The 14,507-nt window shown below is 71.1% G+C and carries 14 protein-coding genes; 4 read left to right on the top strand and 10 right to left on the bottom strand.

All coding sequences use genetic code 11. The features are described 5' to 3' along the window. Positions 1-163: 163 nt before the first annotated feature. Positions 164-901 (bottom strand): pyrimidine reductase family protein, encoded by a 738-nt coding sequence (locus OG587_RS39375; protein ID WP_329083922.1) that lies wholly within the window; start codon positions 899-901, stop codon positions 164-166. Between the two features lie 171 nt (positions 902-1,072). On the opposite strand from OG587_RS39375, the gene OG587_RS39370 reads away from it, so the two are divergent. Continuing rightward, on the top strand, positions 1,073-1,477 hold the full coding sequence (locus OG587_RS39370) for a hypothetical protein (RefSeq protein WP_329083921.1): 405 nt from the start codon (positions 1,073-1,075) through the stop codon (positions 1,475-1,477). A 16-nt stretch (positions 1,478-1,493) separates the two neighbouring features. On the opposite strand, the gene glgX is transcribed toward OG587_RS39370, so the two are convergent. The 4 genes from glgX to OG587_RS39350 form a co-directional block, all read right to left on the bottom strand. Next, on the bottom strand, positions 1,494-3,614 hold the full coding sequence (glgX, locus tag OG587_RS39365; RefSeq protein WP_329083920.1) for a glycogen debranching protein GlgX: 2,121 nt from the start codon (positions 3,612-3,614) through the stop codon (positions 1,494-1,496). Between the two features lie 297 nt (positions 3,615-3,911). Beyond that, positions 3,912-4,340, bottom strand: coding sequence for an OsmC family protein (locus tag OG587_RS39360; protein WP_329083919.1), 429 nt, complete (start codon positions 4,338-4,340; stop codon positions 3,912-3,914). A gap of 134 nt (positions 4,341-4,474) precedes the next feature. After that, complete coding sequence (locus OG587_RS39355) at positions 4,475-6,115, bottom strand: isovaleryl-CoA dehydrogenase (RefSeq protein WP_443075327.1); 1,641 nt, start codon at positions 6,113-6,115, stop codon at positions 4,475-4,477. A gap of 401 nt (positions 6,116-6,516) precedes the next feature. Beyond that, positions 6,517-7,974 carry an ankyrin repeat domain-containing protein gene (locus tag OG587_RS39350; RefSeq protein ID WP_329083917.1) on the bottom strand — a complete coding sequence of 486 codons (1,458 nt, stop codon included), beginning with the start codon at positions 7,972-7,974 and terminating at the stop codon, positions 6,517-6,519. 143 nt (positions 7,975-8,117) lie between these two features. On the opposite strand from OG587_RS39350, the gene OG587_RS39345 reads away from it, so the two are divergent. From OG587_RS39345 to OG587_RS39335, 3 genes are all read left to right on the top strand, one after another. Continuing rightward, on the top strand, positions 8,118-8,903 hold the full coding sequence (locus tag OG587_RS39345; protein WP_329083916.1) for a DUF1707 SHOCT-like domain-containing protein: 786 nt from the start codon (positions 8,118-8,120) through the stop codon (positions 8,901-8,903). Between the two features lie 403 nt (positions 8,904-9,306). Next, the gene (locus tag OG587_RS39340; protein WP_329083915.1) at positions 9,307-9,804 is read left to right on the top strand and encodes a SigE family RNA polymerase sigma factor; all 498 of its coding nucleotides are present in this window, start codon (positions 9,307-9,309) and stop codon (positions 9,802-9,804) included. A 1-nt stretch (position 9,805) separates the two neighbouring features. Continuing rightward, a complete protein-coding gene (locus OG587_RS39335) occupies positions 9,806-10,609 on the top strand; it encodes a hypothetical protein (RefSeq protein ID WP_329083914.1) in 804 nt (267 codons plus the stop codon). 31 nt (positions 10,610-10,640) lie between these two features. On the opposite strand, the gene OG587_RS39330 is transcribed toward OG587_RS39335, so the two are convergent. Genes OG587_RS39330 through OG587_RS39310 form a run of 5 tightly spaced genes read right to left on the bottom strand, consistent with a single transcriptional unit; the run spans position 10,641 to position 14,172 of the window. Continuing rightward, entirely contained in the window at positions 10,641-11,402 is a 762-nt protein-coding gene (locus OG587_RS39330) for a sirohydrochlorin chelatase (protein WP_329083913.1), read from the bottom strand. Then, positions 11,399-12,127: a phosphoadenylyl-sulfate reductase gene (locus OG587_RS39325; protein WP_329083912.1), complete on the bottom strand. Its 729-nt coding sequence runs from the start codon at positions 12,125-12,127 to the stop codon at positions 11,399-11,401. The genes OG587_RS39330 and OG587_RS39325 overlap by 4 nt, the downstream gene beginning before the upstream one ends. After that, positions 12,124-12,291: a hypothetical protein gene (locus OG587_RS39320; protein ID WP_329083911.1), complete on the bottom strand. Its 168-nt coding sequence runs from the start codon at positions 12,289-12,291 to the stop codon at positions 12,124-12,126. The genes OG587_RS39325 and OG587_RS39320 overlap by 4 nt, the downstream gene beginning before the upstream one ends. Next, positions 12,288-12,431, bottom strand: a complete 144-nt coding sequence (locus tag OG587_RS39315; protein ID WP_012893136.1) for a hypothetical protein — start codon at positions 12,429-12,431, stop codon at positions 12,288-12,290. Before OG587_RS39315 ends, OG587_RS39320 begins: the two co-directional genes overlap by 4 nt. A 58-nt stretch (positions 12,432-12,489) precedes the next feature. After that, complete coding sequence (locus tag OG587_RS39310; protein WP_329083910.1) at positions 12,490-14,172, bottom strand: nitrite/sulfite reductase; 1,683 nt, start codon at positions 14,170-14,172, stop codon at positions 12,490-12,492. Positions 14,173-14,507: the final 335 nt, after the last annotated feature.

Below are 14,507 nucleotides of genomic sequence, written 5' to 3'. Positions count from 1 at the left end.
GGAGACCGGTCCGGCCTCGCAGACCGCTGGAACCCGCCGAACTCCGCCGCGGCGTCACGAGTCCCCGGTGTCACCGAGCCCCGGTTGTCAGGGTGTCTCGGTCTCTCGGGGGCTCCGGAGCCGGGGAGTCCCTGGAGTCCTCGGAGTCCTCGGAGCCCCGGTGTCAGACGGTCCCGGCCTCCTCGCGGTGCCGGACGTACCGGGTGAAGAGGAACCCCTCGTCCTCCAGGACGTGGGCCAGGCGCAGGCGCGCGAGCGAGGGCGGGCCGTCGAGGACCCTGGCGGCGTCCCCACCGATCAGTATCGGACTCACCGTGAGGCAGAGCTCGTCGACCAGGTCCGCGGCGGCCAGCAGGGCGTTGACCTTCGGGCCGCCCTCGCACAGCATCCGGCCCAGGCCGCGTTCGGTGAGCTCCCGCACCGCCAGCGCCGGATCCACCCGCTCGCCCCCGGCCACGATCACGTCGGCGTGCCTGGCGGCCTCCTCGCGGCGCTCCCTGGGTGCGGCCTCGCAGGTGATGACGATCGTCCGCGCGTACGGCTCCGCCTCGGCGAACAGCGGGCCCGACAGGTCGAGGTCGAGCCCGCGGGTGATCACCGCCACCGGCGGGGCGGCCGGGCGGCCCTCGCGCAGCCCTCGCCACGACGGCCTGGGCCGTGCCGGGCCGTATCCCTCGGCCCGTACGGTCGCCGCCCCGGCCACGACGACGTCGGCCAGCCCGCGCAGCACCCAGAAGACCTGGCGGTCGCCCCTGCCCGACAGCTCGCCCGACAGTCCCTTCAGCCAGGTCCCGCCGTCGGCGCTGGCGACCATGTTGATCCTGAGGCACGGGCCGTCCGGGTAGGCGTAGGCCAGCGCGAGGTCGACCTCGGCGGAGGTTTCAGGATGGATGAGGCGCATTGCCCTACCTTCGCACGGAGGCCGCTCCGCCTTCGCGCGTAGGTTGCCCTACCTTCGCACGAAGGTGACTTGTGAACTTTCTCGGCATGGTCGATAACGGTTGTGATGGCTTGTAGTGACTTCGGACAACTCCCGATACATGATTCATCCCTGGAGACACGGGAGGGCTGTGTGGGGTTTGTCGCGATCGTGACATGGTTGATCACCGCGATGGTCGGGATCTACCTGCTGTACGTCTGGCTCTCCGGGGGAGGACTGCGCCAGCAGGCGACCAAGGTCACTCGCTTCCCGACTTTGCTGATCTTCGCTCATCCGGCTCTGGCGGTCTCCGCCCTGGTCTGCTGGGTCGTCTACGTGCTCACCCTGGATCCGCTCTTCGCCTGGCTGTCGTTCGGCGTGCTCTCGGCCTCCGCGCTGCTGGGCTTCACGATGTTCACCCGCTGGCTGGGCGGTGGCCGCCACGCCCGCGGCGCCGAGCAGCGCTTTCCCATGGTCGCCGTCCTGCTGCACGGCGCCGTGGGCGTGGTGACGTTCGTGCTCGTCCTGCTCACCGCCGCGATCGCGTCCGGCGTCTGAGGGACACGGAAGATCCCTACAGGCGCGCGCAGCGCAGGATCCGCACCGAGCGCGCGGTCACCTCCACCGAGGCCTCGGCCGGCCAGGACTCCTCGGGGAGCGGGGACTCGCCCGGCCCCTCGTCCGCGGTGTCCAGCACGCGCTGCCATCGCTTGCCGTACCTCGCCTCGGGAAGGCTGAAGGACATGTCCTCGTGATGGGCGTTGATCAGGAGCAGGAACGAGTCGTCCACGATCCGCTCGCCGCGCGTGCCCGGTTCGGTGATGGCGTCGCCGTTCAGGAAGACGGTCAGCGACTTGGCGTAGCCGGTGTGCCAGTCACCGGCCGACATCTCCTCCCCGGCCGGGGTGAGCCAGACGATGTCGCGGGTCCCGTCGTCGGCCTTGTGGCCGTGGAAGAAGCGGCGCCGCTGGAACACGGGGTGCTCGCGCCGCAGCTTGGACAGGCTTCTGACGAAGTCGAGGAGGTCCGCCTCGCTCTTGACCAGCGACCAGTCGACCCAGGAGGTCTCGTTGTCCTGGCAGTAGGCGTTGTTGTTGCCGTGCTGGGTCCGGCCGATCTCGTCGCCGGCCAGCAGCATCGGCACGCCCTGGGAGATGAACAGGGTGACCAGGAGGTTACGGCGCTGGCGCCGGCGCAGGTTCACGATCTCCGGGTCCTCCACCGGACCCTCGGCCCCGCAGTTCCACGACCGGTTGTCGTCGGTGCCGTCGCGGTTGTTCTCCTTGTTGGCCTCGTTGTGCTTGCGGTCGTAGGAGACCAGGTCGGTCAGGGTGAACCCGTCGTGGCAGGTGACGAAGTTGATGGAGGCCACCGGGCGGCGCCCCGAGATGGCGTAGAGGTCGGCGGACCCGGTCAGCCGGGAGGCGAACTCGGGCAGCGCGGACCCGCTCCCGCGCCAGAAGTCGCGCACGCTGTCGCGGTACTTGCCGTTCCACTCCATCCACAGCGGCGGGAAGTTGCCGACCTGGTAGCCGCCGGGTCCCACGTCCCACGGTTCGGCGATCAGCTTCACCTGGGAGATCACCGGGTCCTGCTGGATCAGGTCGAAGAAGGCGCTCAGCCGGTCGACGTCGTGCAGCTCGCGGGCGAGGGCGGAGGCCAGGTCGAACCTGAAGCCGTCCACGTGCATCTCCAGCACCCAGTAGCGCAGCGAGTCCATGATCAGCTGGAGGGCGTGCGGCGAGCGGACGTTGAGGGAGTTCCCGCAGCCGGTGTAGTCGAGGTAGTAGCGACGGTCGCCGTCGTGCAGGCGGTAGTACGCCTGGTTGTCGATGCCGCGGAAGCCCAGCGTGGGCCCCATGTGATCACCTTCGGCGGTGTGGTTGTAGACCACGTCGAGGATGACCTCGATCCCCGCCTCGTGCAGCGCCCGCACCATCGCCTTGAACTCCGGCACCTGCTCGCCGCGCTGGCCCGCGCCGGAGTAGGCGGCGTGCGGGGCCAGGTAGGCGATCGTGTTGTAGCCCCAGTAGTTGGTCAGCCCCCGGGCGACCATCGCGTGCTCGGGCACGTACTGGTGCACCGGCATCAGCTCCACCGCGGTGACGCCCAGGCTCAGCAGGTGCTCGATGACCGCCGGGTGGCCCAGCCCCGCGTAGGTGCCGCGCTGCTCCTCGGGCACCGCGGGGTGGCGCATCGTGAGCCCGCGCACGTGCGCCTCGTAGATCACGGTCTGGTGGTACGGGGTCCGCGGCGACCTGTCGTTGCCCCACTCGAAGAACGGGTTGATCACCACGTTCTTCGGCATGAAGGGGGCGGTGTCCTCGTCGTTGCGGTTGCCCGGATCGGTGAACCGGTACGAGAACATCGCCTCGTTCCACTTCACGTCACCCTCGACGGCCTTCGCGTAGGGATCGAGGAGCAGCTTGGAGGGGTTGCACCGGTGCCCCTGGGAGGGGTGGTAGGGGCCGTGGACCCGGTAGCCGTACCGCTGTCCGGGCATGATGCCCGGGAGGTAGCCGTGCCAGACGAACCCGTCGACCTCGGTCAGCTCGACGCGCTCCTCGCGGCCGTCGTCTCCGAAAAGGCAGAGTTCGACACGCTCCGCTACCTCGGAGAACAATGAGAAGTTGGTACCCACGCCATCCCAGGTGGCGCCGAGCGGATAAGACTCTCCCGGCCAGACTGCGCGCATGTAACCCTATTCTCCTCTGGTAAGGCTCCCTTTGTGCAGGGTGTTCTCGCCCCTGTCACTTTAAGGTGGTAGTGAGGAGTTTCGTATCCGGGGTATGGCGTGCTTTCCGTACCTACCGTTTCCGTACACGCCACGTGACCACGCGTGCCCGGCGGGACACGCGTGGCCGCGAAGATGTCGTGACCGGGCCGCCGCCGGCCACCCAGGGTGACCGGTTCGAGGCGACCGCCCACCCGGGCGGGTGCCCGGCGGAGCGGGTCGATCCCGGTCAGCCCGATCGTGCGCGTACGGCCGCGATCAGCTCAGCAGCTCGGCGTTGAGGCTGATCGTCGTGCCCGAGAGGGCCTTGCTCACCGGGCAGTTGGCCTTGGCGGTCTCGGCCGCCTCCTGGAACTGCTCGGCCGTCAGGCCGGGAACCTGGGCGCGGACCGAGATGACGATCCCGGTGATGCCCTCACCCGGCTGGAAGGTCACGTCGGCCTTCGTCTCCACGGTCTGGGGCGGGGTGCCGGCCTGGGCCAGCCCGTGGGAGAGGGCCATCGAGAAGCACGAGGAGTGGGCGGCCGCGATGAGCTCCTCCGGGGAGGTCTTGCCGTTGGCCTGCTCGGCGCGCGAGGGCCAGGACACGTCGAACGTGCCCACCCCGGAGGAGTCGAGGGAGACGCTGCCCGAACCGTCGAGCAGCGCGCCCTTCCACTGAGTCGTCGCGGTACGTGTCGTCGCCATGGCGATTGTCCTTTCGATCATGAACCGTTGGCCATGACCGACCCTACTCGGCGCCGTCACCCGGCCGTGTCCCGGAGCGCCCGTTACCCCGGGCGCGCCACGGAAACCGCACGTCGGAAGACGGAAGCCGCACGTCAGAAGGAGGCGCGGTCGACGAGGACGTCCAGATCCAGGCCGGCGGGCAGGGTGCCGAAGGCGCGGCCCGCGTCGCCGGCCAGGCGGGAGACACAGAAGGCGTCGGCCACGGCCGCGGGAGCCAGCCGCACGAGCAGGGAGCCCTGCAGCACCAGCGCCATGTCCTCGGCGACGCGCCGGGCGCGGACCTCGAAGTCGGTGGTGTCGTCCAGGGACTTGCGCAGGCGGTCGGTGGCGGCGTCCAGGTGCCGGTCGGCTCCGGAGGCGAGCGCTACCTCGGCGAAGAACGCCTCCCGCGCCTCGGGCTCGCGGCCCAGGGCGCGCAGCACGTCCAGCGCCGCGACGTTCCCCGACCCCTCCCAGATGCCGTTCAGCGGTGATTCGCGGAACAGGCGGGGCATCTGCGACTCCTCGACGTAGCCGTTTCCTCCCAGGCACTCCAGCGCCTCCGCCGCGTGGACCGGCGCGCGCTTGCAGACCCAGTACTTGCTCACGGCCAGCGCGGTACGGCGCAGCGCGGCCTCGGCCTGGTCACCGGCGATGGCCCGGTCGGTGGCCCCGGCCAGCCGCGTCATCAGGACGGTCGCGGCCTCCGACTCCAGGGCGAGGTCGGCCAGGACGTTGCGCATCAGCGGCTGGTCGGCCAGCTTCCTGCCGAACGCGCCGCGGTGCCGGGCGTGGTGGACGGCCTGCGTGACGCCGTGCCGCATGCCGGCCGCGGAGCCGATCACGCAGTCCAGCCGGGTCATGTTGACCATCTCCAGGATGGTCCGCACTCCCCGGCCCTCCTCGCCCACCAGCCAGGCCGTCGCGCCGTGGTACTCCACCTCGGCGCTGGCGTTGGACTTGTTGCCCAGCTTGTCCTTCAGCCGCATCAGGTGGACCGCGTTGCGGGTGCCATCGGGAAGGACGCGGGGGAGCAGGAAGCACGACAGCCCGCCGGGGGCCTGGGCGAGGACCAGGAACACGTCGCACATCGGGGCGGAGTTGAACCACTTGTGGCCGGTCAGGGCGTAGCTCCCGTCGCCCAGCGGTTCGGCGCGGGTGGTGCCCGCGCGCACGTCGGAGCCGCCCTGCTTCTCGGTCATCGCCATCCCGGCGAGCACGCCGCGCTTGCCGAGCGGCGGGCGCAGCCCGAAGTCGTAGCTCCGGGAGGCCAGCAGGGGCTCCCAGTCGGCGGCGAGCGCCGGGCTGTGACGCAGCGCGGCGATCGAGGCGTAGGTCATCGAGATCGGGCAGCCGTGCCCGGCCTCGACCTGGCTCCAGACATAGAACTTGGCGGCGCGGGCCACGTGCGCGCCCGGCCTGGCGCTCGACCACGGGGTGGCGTGCATGCCGTTGTCGACGGCGACGGCCATCAACTCGTGCCAGGCGGGGTGGAACTCCACCTCGTCGATCCGCCGCCCGTACCGGTCATGGGTACGCAGGACGGGCGGGTGCTCGTTCGCCAGCCGTCCCCAGTCCTGGGCCTGCTCGGAACCGGCGAGGAGGCCGAGCCGGTGAAGTTCCCCGGTGGCCCAGCCCGCACCCTCGCGCTCCACGCCGTCCATCAGGGCGGCGTCGGCGGACACGTCGTGCCCGGTGAGCGGGTGAGCCTGGTTGAAGACATCATGGGTCACGTGCGGCCTCCGGTAACTCATCCGGCTCGTCGCCGGTTTCTGCGCCTATCTCAACATCCCCCGGAGGGGTGCTGCCCTTTATTAGGTGCTATATCCGATTTTCGTCCACAGGTGGACATCGGCCTCCGGAAGTTCACCCCGCCGTACGCGTCCGGCACCGGCCGGTCAGGTACGCGTACGGCGGTCCAGCCTCGACCGCGCCGAGAGGCCCGCGTCGTCCTCGACGACGCCGAGCGATCCGAGCTCTCGACCGCGCCGAGCGATCCGAGCTCTCGACCGCGCTGAGCGATCCGCGTCGGCCTCGACGACGCCGAGCCGGCCCGCACTCGCCTCGACGACGCCGAGGCGGGAGCGGGGGCGGGGGCGGGGGCGGGGGCCGGGACGAGAAGCGGACGGCCGGGCGGGGTGCCCGGCCCCGCAGATCACGGGTTCTTGACCAGATCGCGGATGTAGTCGTCGTCCTCGTCGCTCTCGGCGAGCACGCGGTCGGCGCCCCGCTGGGCCCGCGCGTCGCCCCGGGTGGCCAGGCCGCGGGTGGCCTCGGCGACCGTGTTCAGGTCCTCGTCGTCGAGCCTGGCGGCCAGCGCGTCGCGGATCCGCTCGCCGTCCTCCGGGTTCTCCGCCAGGCCCGCCAGGCCCATGGTGGCCCAGTCGCGCACCTCCGCGTCGGGGTCCTCGGTCATGGAGATGAGCAGCGCGAGCCCCTCGGCGTGGCCCGGGGGCAGGACGGCGGCGAGCGCGGCGGGGTCGGCCTGGGTGCGGGTCCAGCCGTCGGCGGTGATGATCTCCAGCACCTCGGGCAGGGCGCGCGGGTCGGCGTGGTGGCCGAGCGCGCCGAGCACCGAGCGCAGCACCCGCTCGTCGCCCTCGGTGGCCGCCATCCGGCGCAGGATCGGCAGCGCCTCCTCCAGGTACGGCTTCTCGTCCTCGGTGAAACCGAACTGGGCGATCACGTCGACGGCGAACTCGCGCTTGCGCGGATCCTCGTTCGCGCACAGCCGCGCCGCCGCGTCGAAGGTCTCACCGTCGCCGCGTTTGCTCAGCGAGCTCACCACGGTCCACCAGGTCTCGGCTTCCTCGTCGACGTCCCGGTACGGCATCGCCCGCTCGACCAGGTCGTCGAAGGGCAGCCGCTCGCCCGTGGCGTCCTCCAGCAGGGTGGCGACGGCCGCGTGCCCGCGCTGGCAGGTGAGCTCGGCCACGCGGGTCCCGTCGGGGCCCACCGCCGCGACGGTCACCAGGTCGGTGCCGTCCTTCGCCCTGCTGCGGCCCACGACGAACTGCGAGTCCTCGGGGGCCTGCTCGGTGAGCTGCTCCAGGAGCGCGCTCTCCAGCTGGGTGCCCAGCCAGTCGTAGGCGATGGACAGCGGCGTGTCGCCGTCACCGTCGGGCCGGCCGGCCTCGACGCCCTCCTGCAGCAGCGCCTGCACGACGCCCAGGGCGCCGCGCCGGGTGGCCAGGGTGAGCGCGGTGTCGCCGCTCTCGTTGGCGTCCTCGGCGTTCGCCCCTGCGGCGAGCAGCGTGTGGACCGCGCCCGCCCGCCCGTTGGCGGCGGCCCAGAGCAGTGCGGTCCACCCGCCGGCCTCCCGCCCGGACACGTCGGCACCGGCGGCCAGCAGCGCCTCCAGGGCCTCGACGCGGTCCCAGGCGGAGGCCGCGGACAGGGGCAGGCCCTCGTCCTCGCCGCCGCTGATCCGGTTGGGGTCGGCTCCGTGGGCCAGCAGCGCGCGCACGACGGTCACGCGGCCCCGGGTCGATGCCAGGTAAAGGGCGGTGGGCTCTTCCGCGCCGTCGGGGTCGGCGCTCGTGCCGCTCTGTAGCAGCCGCTCGGCCCGCTCGGCGTCGTTGGCCGCCACCGCGTCCAGGAGTTCTTGGTACATGCCTCCGGATCATATGGCGTGCCTCCCCGGCTCGGCCGTACGCGGCCCCGTGCCCCGGCGAGGAGGCGTCATCCGATTTGTTTATCAGGCTTCCTCCCTCTGAGGGATCCTCTATTCGAACAACTCGCGATATGTTGTGAGTTATGAATGATCCCGGGGAAATGCGGGTCTCGGACGCAGAGCGGGAAGCCGCCGTCGAGTGGTTGCGGGTCGCCTCCGTCGAGGGCCGTCTGACCCTCGGGGAGCTGACCGAGCGCACCGAGGCGGCCTACACCGCGATCACCCAGGCCGAGCTGGCGGTGGTCACCTTCGACCTGCCCGGCGGTCGCCCGGTGCCCGCACCCGCCTACTCCCCACCCCCGGCGGCGCCGGGCGGCCAGGTGCGGCGCTGGTTCGTGGCGGTGATGAGCAGCTCCAAGCGACGCGGCAGCTGGCGGATCGACAAGCCGCTCGGCGCCGTCGCCGTGATGGGCGACGTCCTGCTGGACCTGCGCCAGGCCGAGGTCCGCACCGGGGGAGTGGTCGACATCATGGCCACCGCGGTCATGGGGAACGTGAAGATCATCGTTCCGGACGGGGTGGAAGTCGAACTCGACGGCATCGCCGTCATGGGGGACAAGAAGGTCCAGGTCATCGAGGCGCCGCCGGGCACGAACGCGCCGCTCGTCCGGGTCACCGCCTACGTCCTCATGGGAGACGTCAAGGTGGTCGGGGACTCCAGGACCAAGCCCCTCAAGAAGGCCATCGCCGCCTGGCGGAAGCAGTGGGACGAGCTGCGCGGCGAGCTCACCGGCGAGTACGGCCACTACCAGGCCGGGCCGGGTCCCCACCGGATCCACCCCTCCCACCAGGAGCACCCGCACCCGTGGCCCCCGGCGCCGCCCCAGCCTCCCCACCCTCCTCAGCCGCCCCAGCCACCCCGCTACTGACGGTCGGCCGTCGCCCCCGGACACCGGCACGCCGCACACCCGCGCCCGCTGTCGTTCATCACCTGAGCCGGTCGCGGTCACCCCGTCTCCCTCTCGGCTCCCCCCGCCACTGAGGGAGGGCTGTTCCCCGCTGAGCAGGCCGCGCGGTCGCCCCGGCCTCATCCCCTCCCGGCTCCCGCCCCGCTACCGAGGGCCGTTCTCTTCACAGCCCCGGACGCGCGGTCGCTCCGCCTCATCCCCCTCCCACCCAGCCCCGCCCCGCTCCGGCGACGCGCCGCTGCCCGCGCGGTGGGCGCCTTCCACCTCCCGCCCCCCGGCGGGTGAGCTTCCGGGCACGTGCAACATTCCGGGATCTCCGGGGCGTAGTGATCGGTGACATACACCGAACAGTGAGGATCCCCCGATGCGCGATCGGGCTGACTTCGAGCACTACGTGGAGCAGCGCTCGGCCCGACTGTTACGGGCCGCCTACCTGCTGTGTCGCGACTGGGGCACGGCGGAGGACCTGTTGCAGACGGCCCTGGCCAAGGCGTGGCTCGCCTGGCGGAGGGTGGGCGACGATCCGGACCCGTACGTCTACCGCATCCTGGTCAACACCCACGCCACCTGGTGGCGGCGCAGGTGGCGCGGAGAGGTGCCGAGCGAGGTCCTCCCCGAGGCGCCGGACGGCGACGCGATGGACGCGGTGGCCACGCGGGAGGCGGTCCGGCAGGCCCTGTCCGGGCTTCCCGGCAGGCAGCGGGCCGTGATCGTCCTGCGCTATTTCGCGGACCTGCCCGACCAGCAGATCGCCGAGATCCTCGACTGCTCGGTGGCGACCGTACGCAGCCAGGCCAGCCGGGCACTGCGCAAGCTGCGCGTCGATTCGGCGGCCGTCGCCGCGATCACCATGGGGAGCTGAGATGACGATCACCGAATCCGAGTTGCGCGAGATCCTGAACGGGGACGAGGACGAAGGCCACAGCAGGGGCGTGGCCATCGCCGGTGTCCATCGGCGCGTCCGCGCGATCAGGCGCCGCCGCCGCTGGACGGTGGGCGGCGCGGTCGCGGCGGCCCTCACCGTCGCGGTGGCCCTCAACACGCCCGCGGGCGGCGTCACCGACGACCTGGACGTCTGGACCGGCGTGATGGCCAGGCCATCCCCCACCATGCCGATCACGTCGCAACCCCAGGGAGCCCCATTTGCCGGGAGCAAGATCGCGGGCCGTGACTACGACGCGGGCGGGACACGCGAGGAGCTCAGGTTCGGGCCGGTGAGCGGCTCGTACGCGGTGGGCGTCTCCTGCTCGGGGCCGATGCGGCGGGTGATCGTCTGGATCGACGGAGAGGCTCCGCAGAAGCGGTTCTGCGGAGCCGGTCCCAGGGGATACCAGATGGACATGTTCATGTCGGAGTGGAGCATCCCGGCGAGCGGGAAGGGGAAGGAGACGGTGTTCGCGGCCATACTGCCCGGTGAGCTCGACGCGGGCGGCAGGGATATCGACGAGCTCCTCCTGAACGTGGACGATCTCTTCGACGGCTGGGAGGAGCGGCTCGCCAAAGCCGAATCGTTCCCCCTCGACTGGTCGGTGACCGTGCGGCAGATGCTCCCTCCGCCCTGCCGGGACGGCCTGCGCCAGGTGGACCGGCACACCGGGAAGGTGGTCGAGCTGGACTGCGCGGTCAACGATGTGGCCACGCCCCTCGACCCCCTGAACCGCCCCTGAACGCCCTGGGCGGCTCCGTGCCCACGAGGGTTCAGGCGGTGGCCAGAGCCTCCCACCGGTGCGCGGCCCGCTCGTAGCGTTCGAGCAGCACCGCCGCGACCTCGGGGGCGGCGCCCAGCACGTCGGCGACGGCGTCGGCGCCCGCGGCCAGGGTCTCGCGGCGGATCCTGTCGGCGAAGTGGCCGGGGGCGAGCAGGTAGGGGGCGACCACGATCCGGGAGGCTCCCGAGCGCCGCAGGCGCAGCACGGCCTCCTCGGGGGTGGGGCCGGCGGCCGAGGCGTAGGCGGCGGTCACCGACCGCCAGCCGCGCAGCCTCGCCCAGTCCCCGGCGATCCCGGCGACCGTCGCGTTGGCCCGCGGGTCGCTGGAACCGGCCGAGACCAGCACCACGGCGGTGCCGGGCTCGCCGGGCCGCACGCCCGCCTCGGCCAGGCGCCGCTCCAGCGCGGTGACCAGCAGCGGGTGCGGGCCCAGCGTGGCGCCCGCGTGCACGCGCAGCAGGGGCCTGCGGGCCGTCGCCTCGGCCAGCGCGCCGGGGATGTCGACCCGGCTGTGGTAGGCCTCGGTGAGCAGCAGCGGCAGCACCGCCGCCTCGGCCAGCCCCGACAGCGCCATGGGAAGCGTCGGGGAGGCGTGGTCGAGATAGGCGGTGCGTACGAGGAGCTCGGGCCGCGCGTCGCGTACCAGGTCGAGCAGGTCCTCCACCGTCGCGGCGGCGCGCGGGTCACGGGACCCGTGCGCCACGGCGACCAGCGGTGTCCCGGGGGCGGTACCGGGGGAACGCCACGTCATATATGGAGCCCGCACTCGGTCTTGCCCATGCCCGCCCAGCGACCGCTGCGCGGGTCCTCTCCCGGGGCGACCTGGCGGGTGCAGGGGGCGCAGCCGATCGAGGGGTAGTTGTCGTAGTGCAGCGGGTTGATCAGCACCCCGTTGTCGGCCATGTAGTTGTCGACGTCCTCCTGCGTCCACCGGGCGATCGGGTTGATCTTGACCATCTGGCGCTTGGCGTCCCACTCGACGACCTTGACGCCGGCGCGGGTGACGGCCTCGTCGCGGCGGATGCCGGAGACCCAGGCGAGGTACGGCTCGAGGGCACGGTTGAGCGGCTCGACCTTGCGCAGGTAGCAGCACAGGTCGGGGTTGCGGCCGAACAGGCGCGGGCCGAGGTCGCGCTCCTGCTCGGCCACCGTGCGGGACGGCTTCACGTCGATCACGTTCACGTCGTAGACCTGCTGGACGGCGTCACGGGTGCCGATCGTCTCGGCGAAGTGGTATCCGGTGTCGATGAAAAGCACGTCCACGCCGGGCTTGACCCTGCTGACCAGGTCGATCAGCAGGGCGTCGCTCATGGAGGCGGTCAGGCAGAGCCGGTCGCCGAAGGTCGCCGCCGCCCAGCGGATGATCTCAAGGGCCGAGGCGTCCTCAAGGAAGCGCGCGGCCGACTCGACGATCTCCTGAAGGTCGAGCGTCCCCCGCTGCTGACGTAATCCGACTTCGATGTCCACCAGTGTCATCGCTCGTTCACCCAATCCTGATTCGCCGCGCGGGCAGGTCGTGCCTCGCGGACATCTGCGCTCGTCGTCGTGCCGGAATTCACCGTGCGGGCCGTTCGGGCCGCGGTGACCTCGCCGGTCGCCGCGGCCGTTTCGTTCGCCGCGTCGGATTCGCCGCGCGTCACGAGCGCACCCCGATTCCGAGAAACTTCAGCTTGAAGGCGCGCACGCACGACCGGCAGTACCAGCCGCCGTCGCCCTCGTAGGGCTCCAGGTCTTCCTCGCCGCAGTACGGGCAGTGGAAGGGAACGGCTCGCTCGCTCATCCGCCCCTCCTCGTCCCGCTCGTCCGGCCCGTGTGCGAAGGACCGGTGTACCGGCCGTTCACTTCAGGTCCGCGTCGTCGGCGCGCTGCACCCAGTCGGAGAAGGTCTCGTCCTCGTTCTTCAGCTTCTCGAAGTTGCGGAGCACGCGCTCCACGTAGTCGGGAAGCTCCTCGGAGGTGGCCTTCAGGCCGCGGACCTTGCGGCCGAAGCCGGGGTTGACGCCCAGCGAGCCGCCCAGGTGGATCTGGAAGCCCTCGACCTGCTCGCCCTTGTCGTTGACGACGAGCTGGCCCTTGAGGCCGATGTCGGCGACCTGGATGCGGGCGCAGGAGTTGGGGCAGCCGTTGACGTTGATGGTCAGCGGGCTCTTGAAGTCGGGCAGCCGCTGCTCCAGCTCGTCGATCAGGTTGGCCGCGGTGACCTTGGTCTCGACGATGGCCAGCTTGCAGAACTCGATCCCGGTGCACGCCATGGTCTGGCGGCGGAAGGTGGAGGGCTTGACCCGCAGGTCGGCCGCCTCCAGCTCGGCGACGAGGCTGTCGACCCTGTCGGGCGCCACGTCGAGGATGACCATCTTCTGCTCGACCGTGGTGTGCACCCGGTCGGAGCCGTGCCGCTCGGCGATGTCGGCGATCAGGTGCAGCTTGTCGCCGTCGAGGCGGCCGACCTTCGGGGCGAAGCCGACGTAGAAGTTGCCGTCCTTCTGCGGGAAGACGCCCACGTGGTCCCTGCGGCCGCCGCGCGGCTGCTCGGGCGCGGGGCCGTCGGGCAGGGTGTAGCCCAGGTATTCCTTCTCCAGGACGTCGCGGAACTTCTCGGGACCCCAGTCGTTGATCAGGAACTTGATCCTGGCCCGGTGGCGCAGGCGACGGTAGCCGTAGTCGCGGAAGACGCCGATCACGCCGCCGTAGGCGGGGGCGACCTGGTCGGGGGTGAGGAAGACGCCCAGCCGCTTGCCCAGCATCGGGTTGGTGGACAGGCCGCCGCCCACCCACAGGTCGAAGCCGCGCTCGCCGTTCTCGTTCACGACGCCCACGAACGCCACGTCGTTGATCTCGTGCACGGTGCAGTGCGCCGGGCACCCGCTCACCGCGGACTTGAACTTGCGCGGCAGGTTGGAGAAGGCCGGGTCGCCGATGTAGGTGTCGTAGATCTCCTGGATCTGCGCGGAGCCGTCGAGGACCTCGTCGGTGTCGATCCCGGCCAGCGGGCAGCCCAGGATGACGCGCGGGGTGTCGCCACAGGCCTCGGTGGTGGACAGGCCCACCGACTCCAGGCGCTCCCAGATGTCGGGAACGGCCTCGATCTCGATCCAGTGCAGCTGGATGTTCTGCCGGTCGGTGACGTCGGCGGTGCCCCGGCCGTAGAGGTTGGAGATGTCGGCGATGACGCGCAGCTGGGCCAGGTTGAGCCGGCCGCCGTCGATCCTGACGCGGAGCATGAAGTAGCGGTCGTCGAGCTCCTCCGGCTCCAGGATCGCGGTCTTGCCGCCGTCGATCCCGGGCTTGCGCTGGGTGTAGAGCCCGAACCAGCGCATCCGGCCGCGCAGGTCGGCGGGGTCGATGGAGTCGAAGCCGCGCTTGGAGTAGACGTCGATGATCCGCTGACGGACGTTGAGCCCGTCGTCGTTCTTCTTGTTCTCCTCGTTCTTGTTCAGTGGCTCACGGTAACCGAGAGCCCACTGACCTTCGCCGCGCGGGCGCTTGTGATGGCGGTTCGCCGACCGGGCAGGGGTCGTCATGTGCGCGTCCTTATTGTGGCTCGATGGAATGATTTCCGGACGCGCACAGGGGGCACCTCCCGCCTCATCGTCGAGTGCGGGGGTCGATTACTCAGAAGAGGACGCCTGTTACGCGGCCGAGCTGGGTGAAATCAGCAGGGGGCGACGGTTAACGGACGTCACAACAGATGGCACTGCGGACACGCAGAAGGTCGACGTGGCGTCGCACGACGAGCAATGGGTCCGCTGGCATGTCTACGACGATACCTCGGGCTTCGTGGATGTCCAATGCCGGGTCCACCATCTGGACGCGGACGTGGTATCCGGGCCCGCGCCGGGACGCCGGAGAGGCCGGG

The sequence above is a fragment of the Streptosporangium sp. NBC_01469 genome (assembly GCF_036227305.1).
GTDB lineage: Bacteria > Actinomycetota > Actinomycetes > Streptosporangiales > Streptosporangiaceae > Streptosporangium.
The sequence above is the reverse complement of the archived record's forward strand: the minus strand, read 5'-3'. Positions and strand labels throughout refer to the sequence as shown.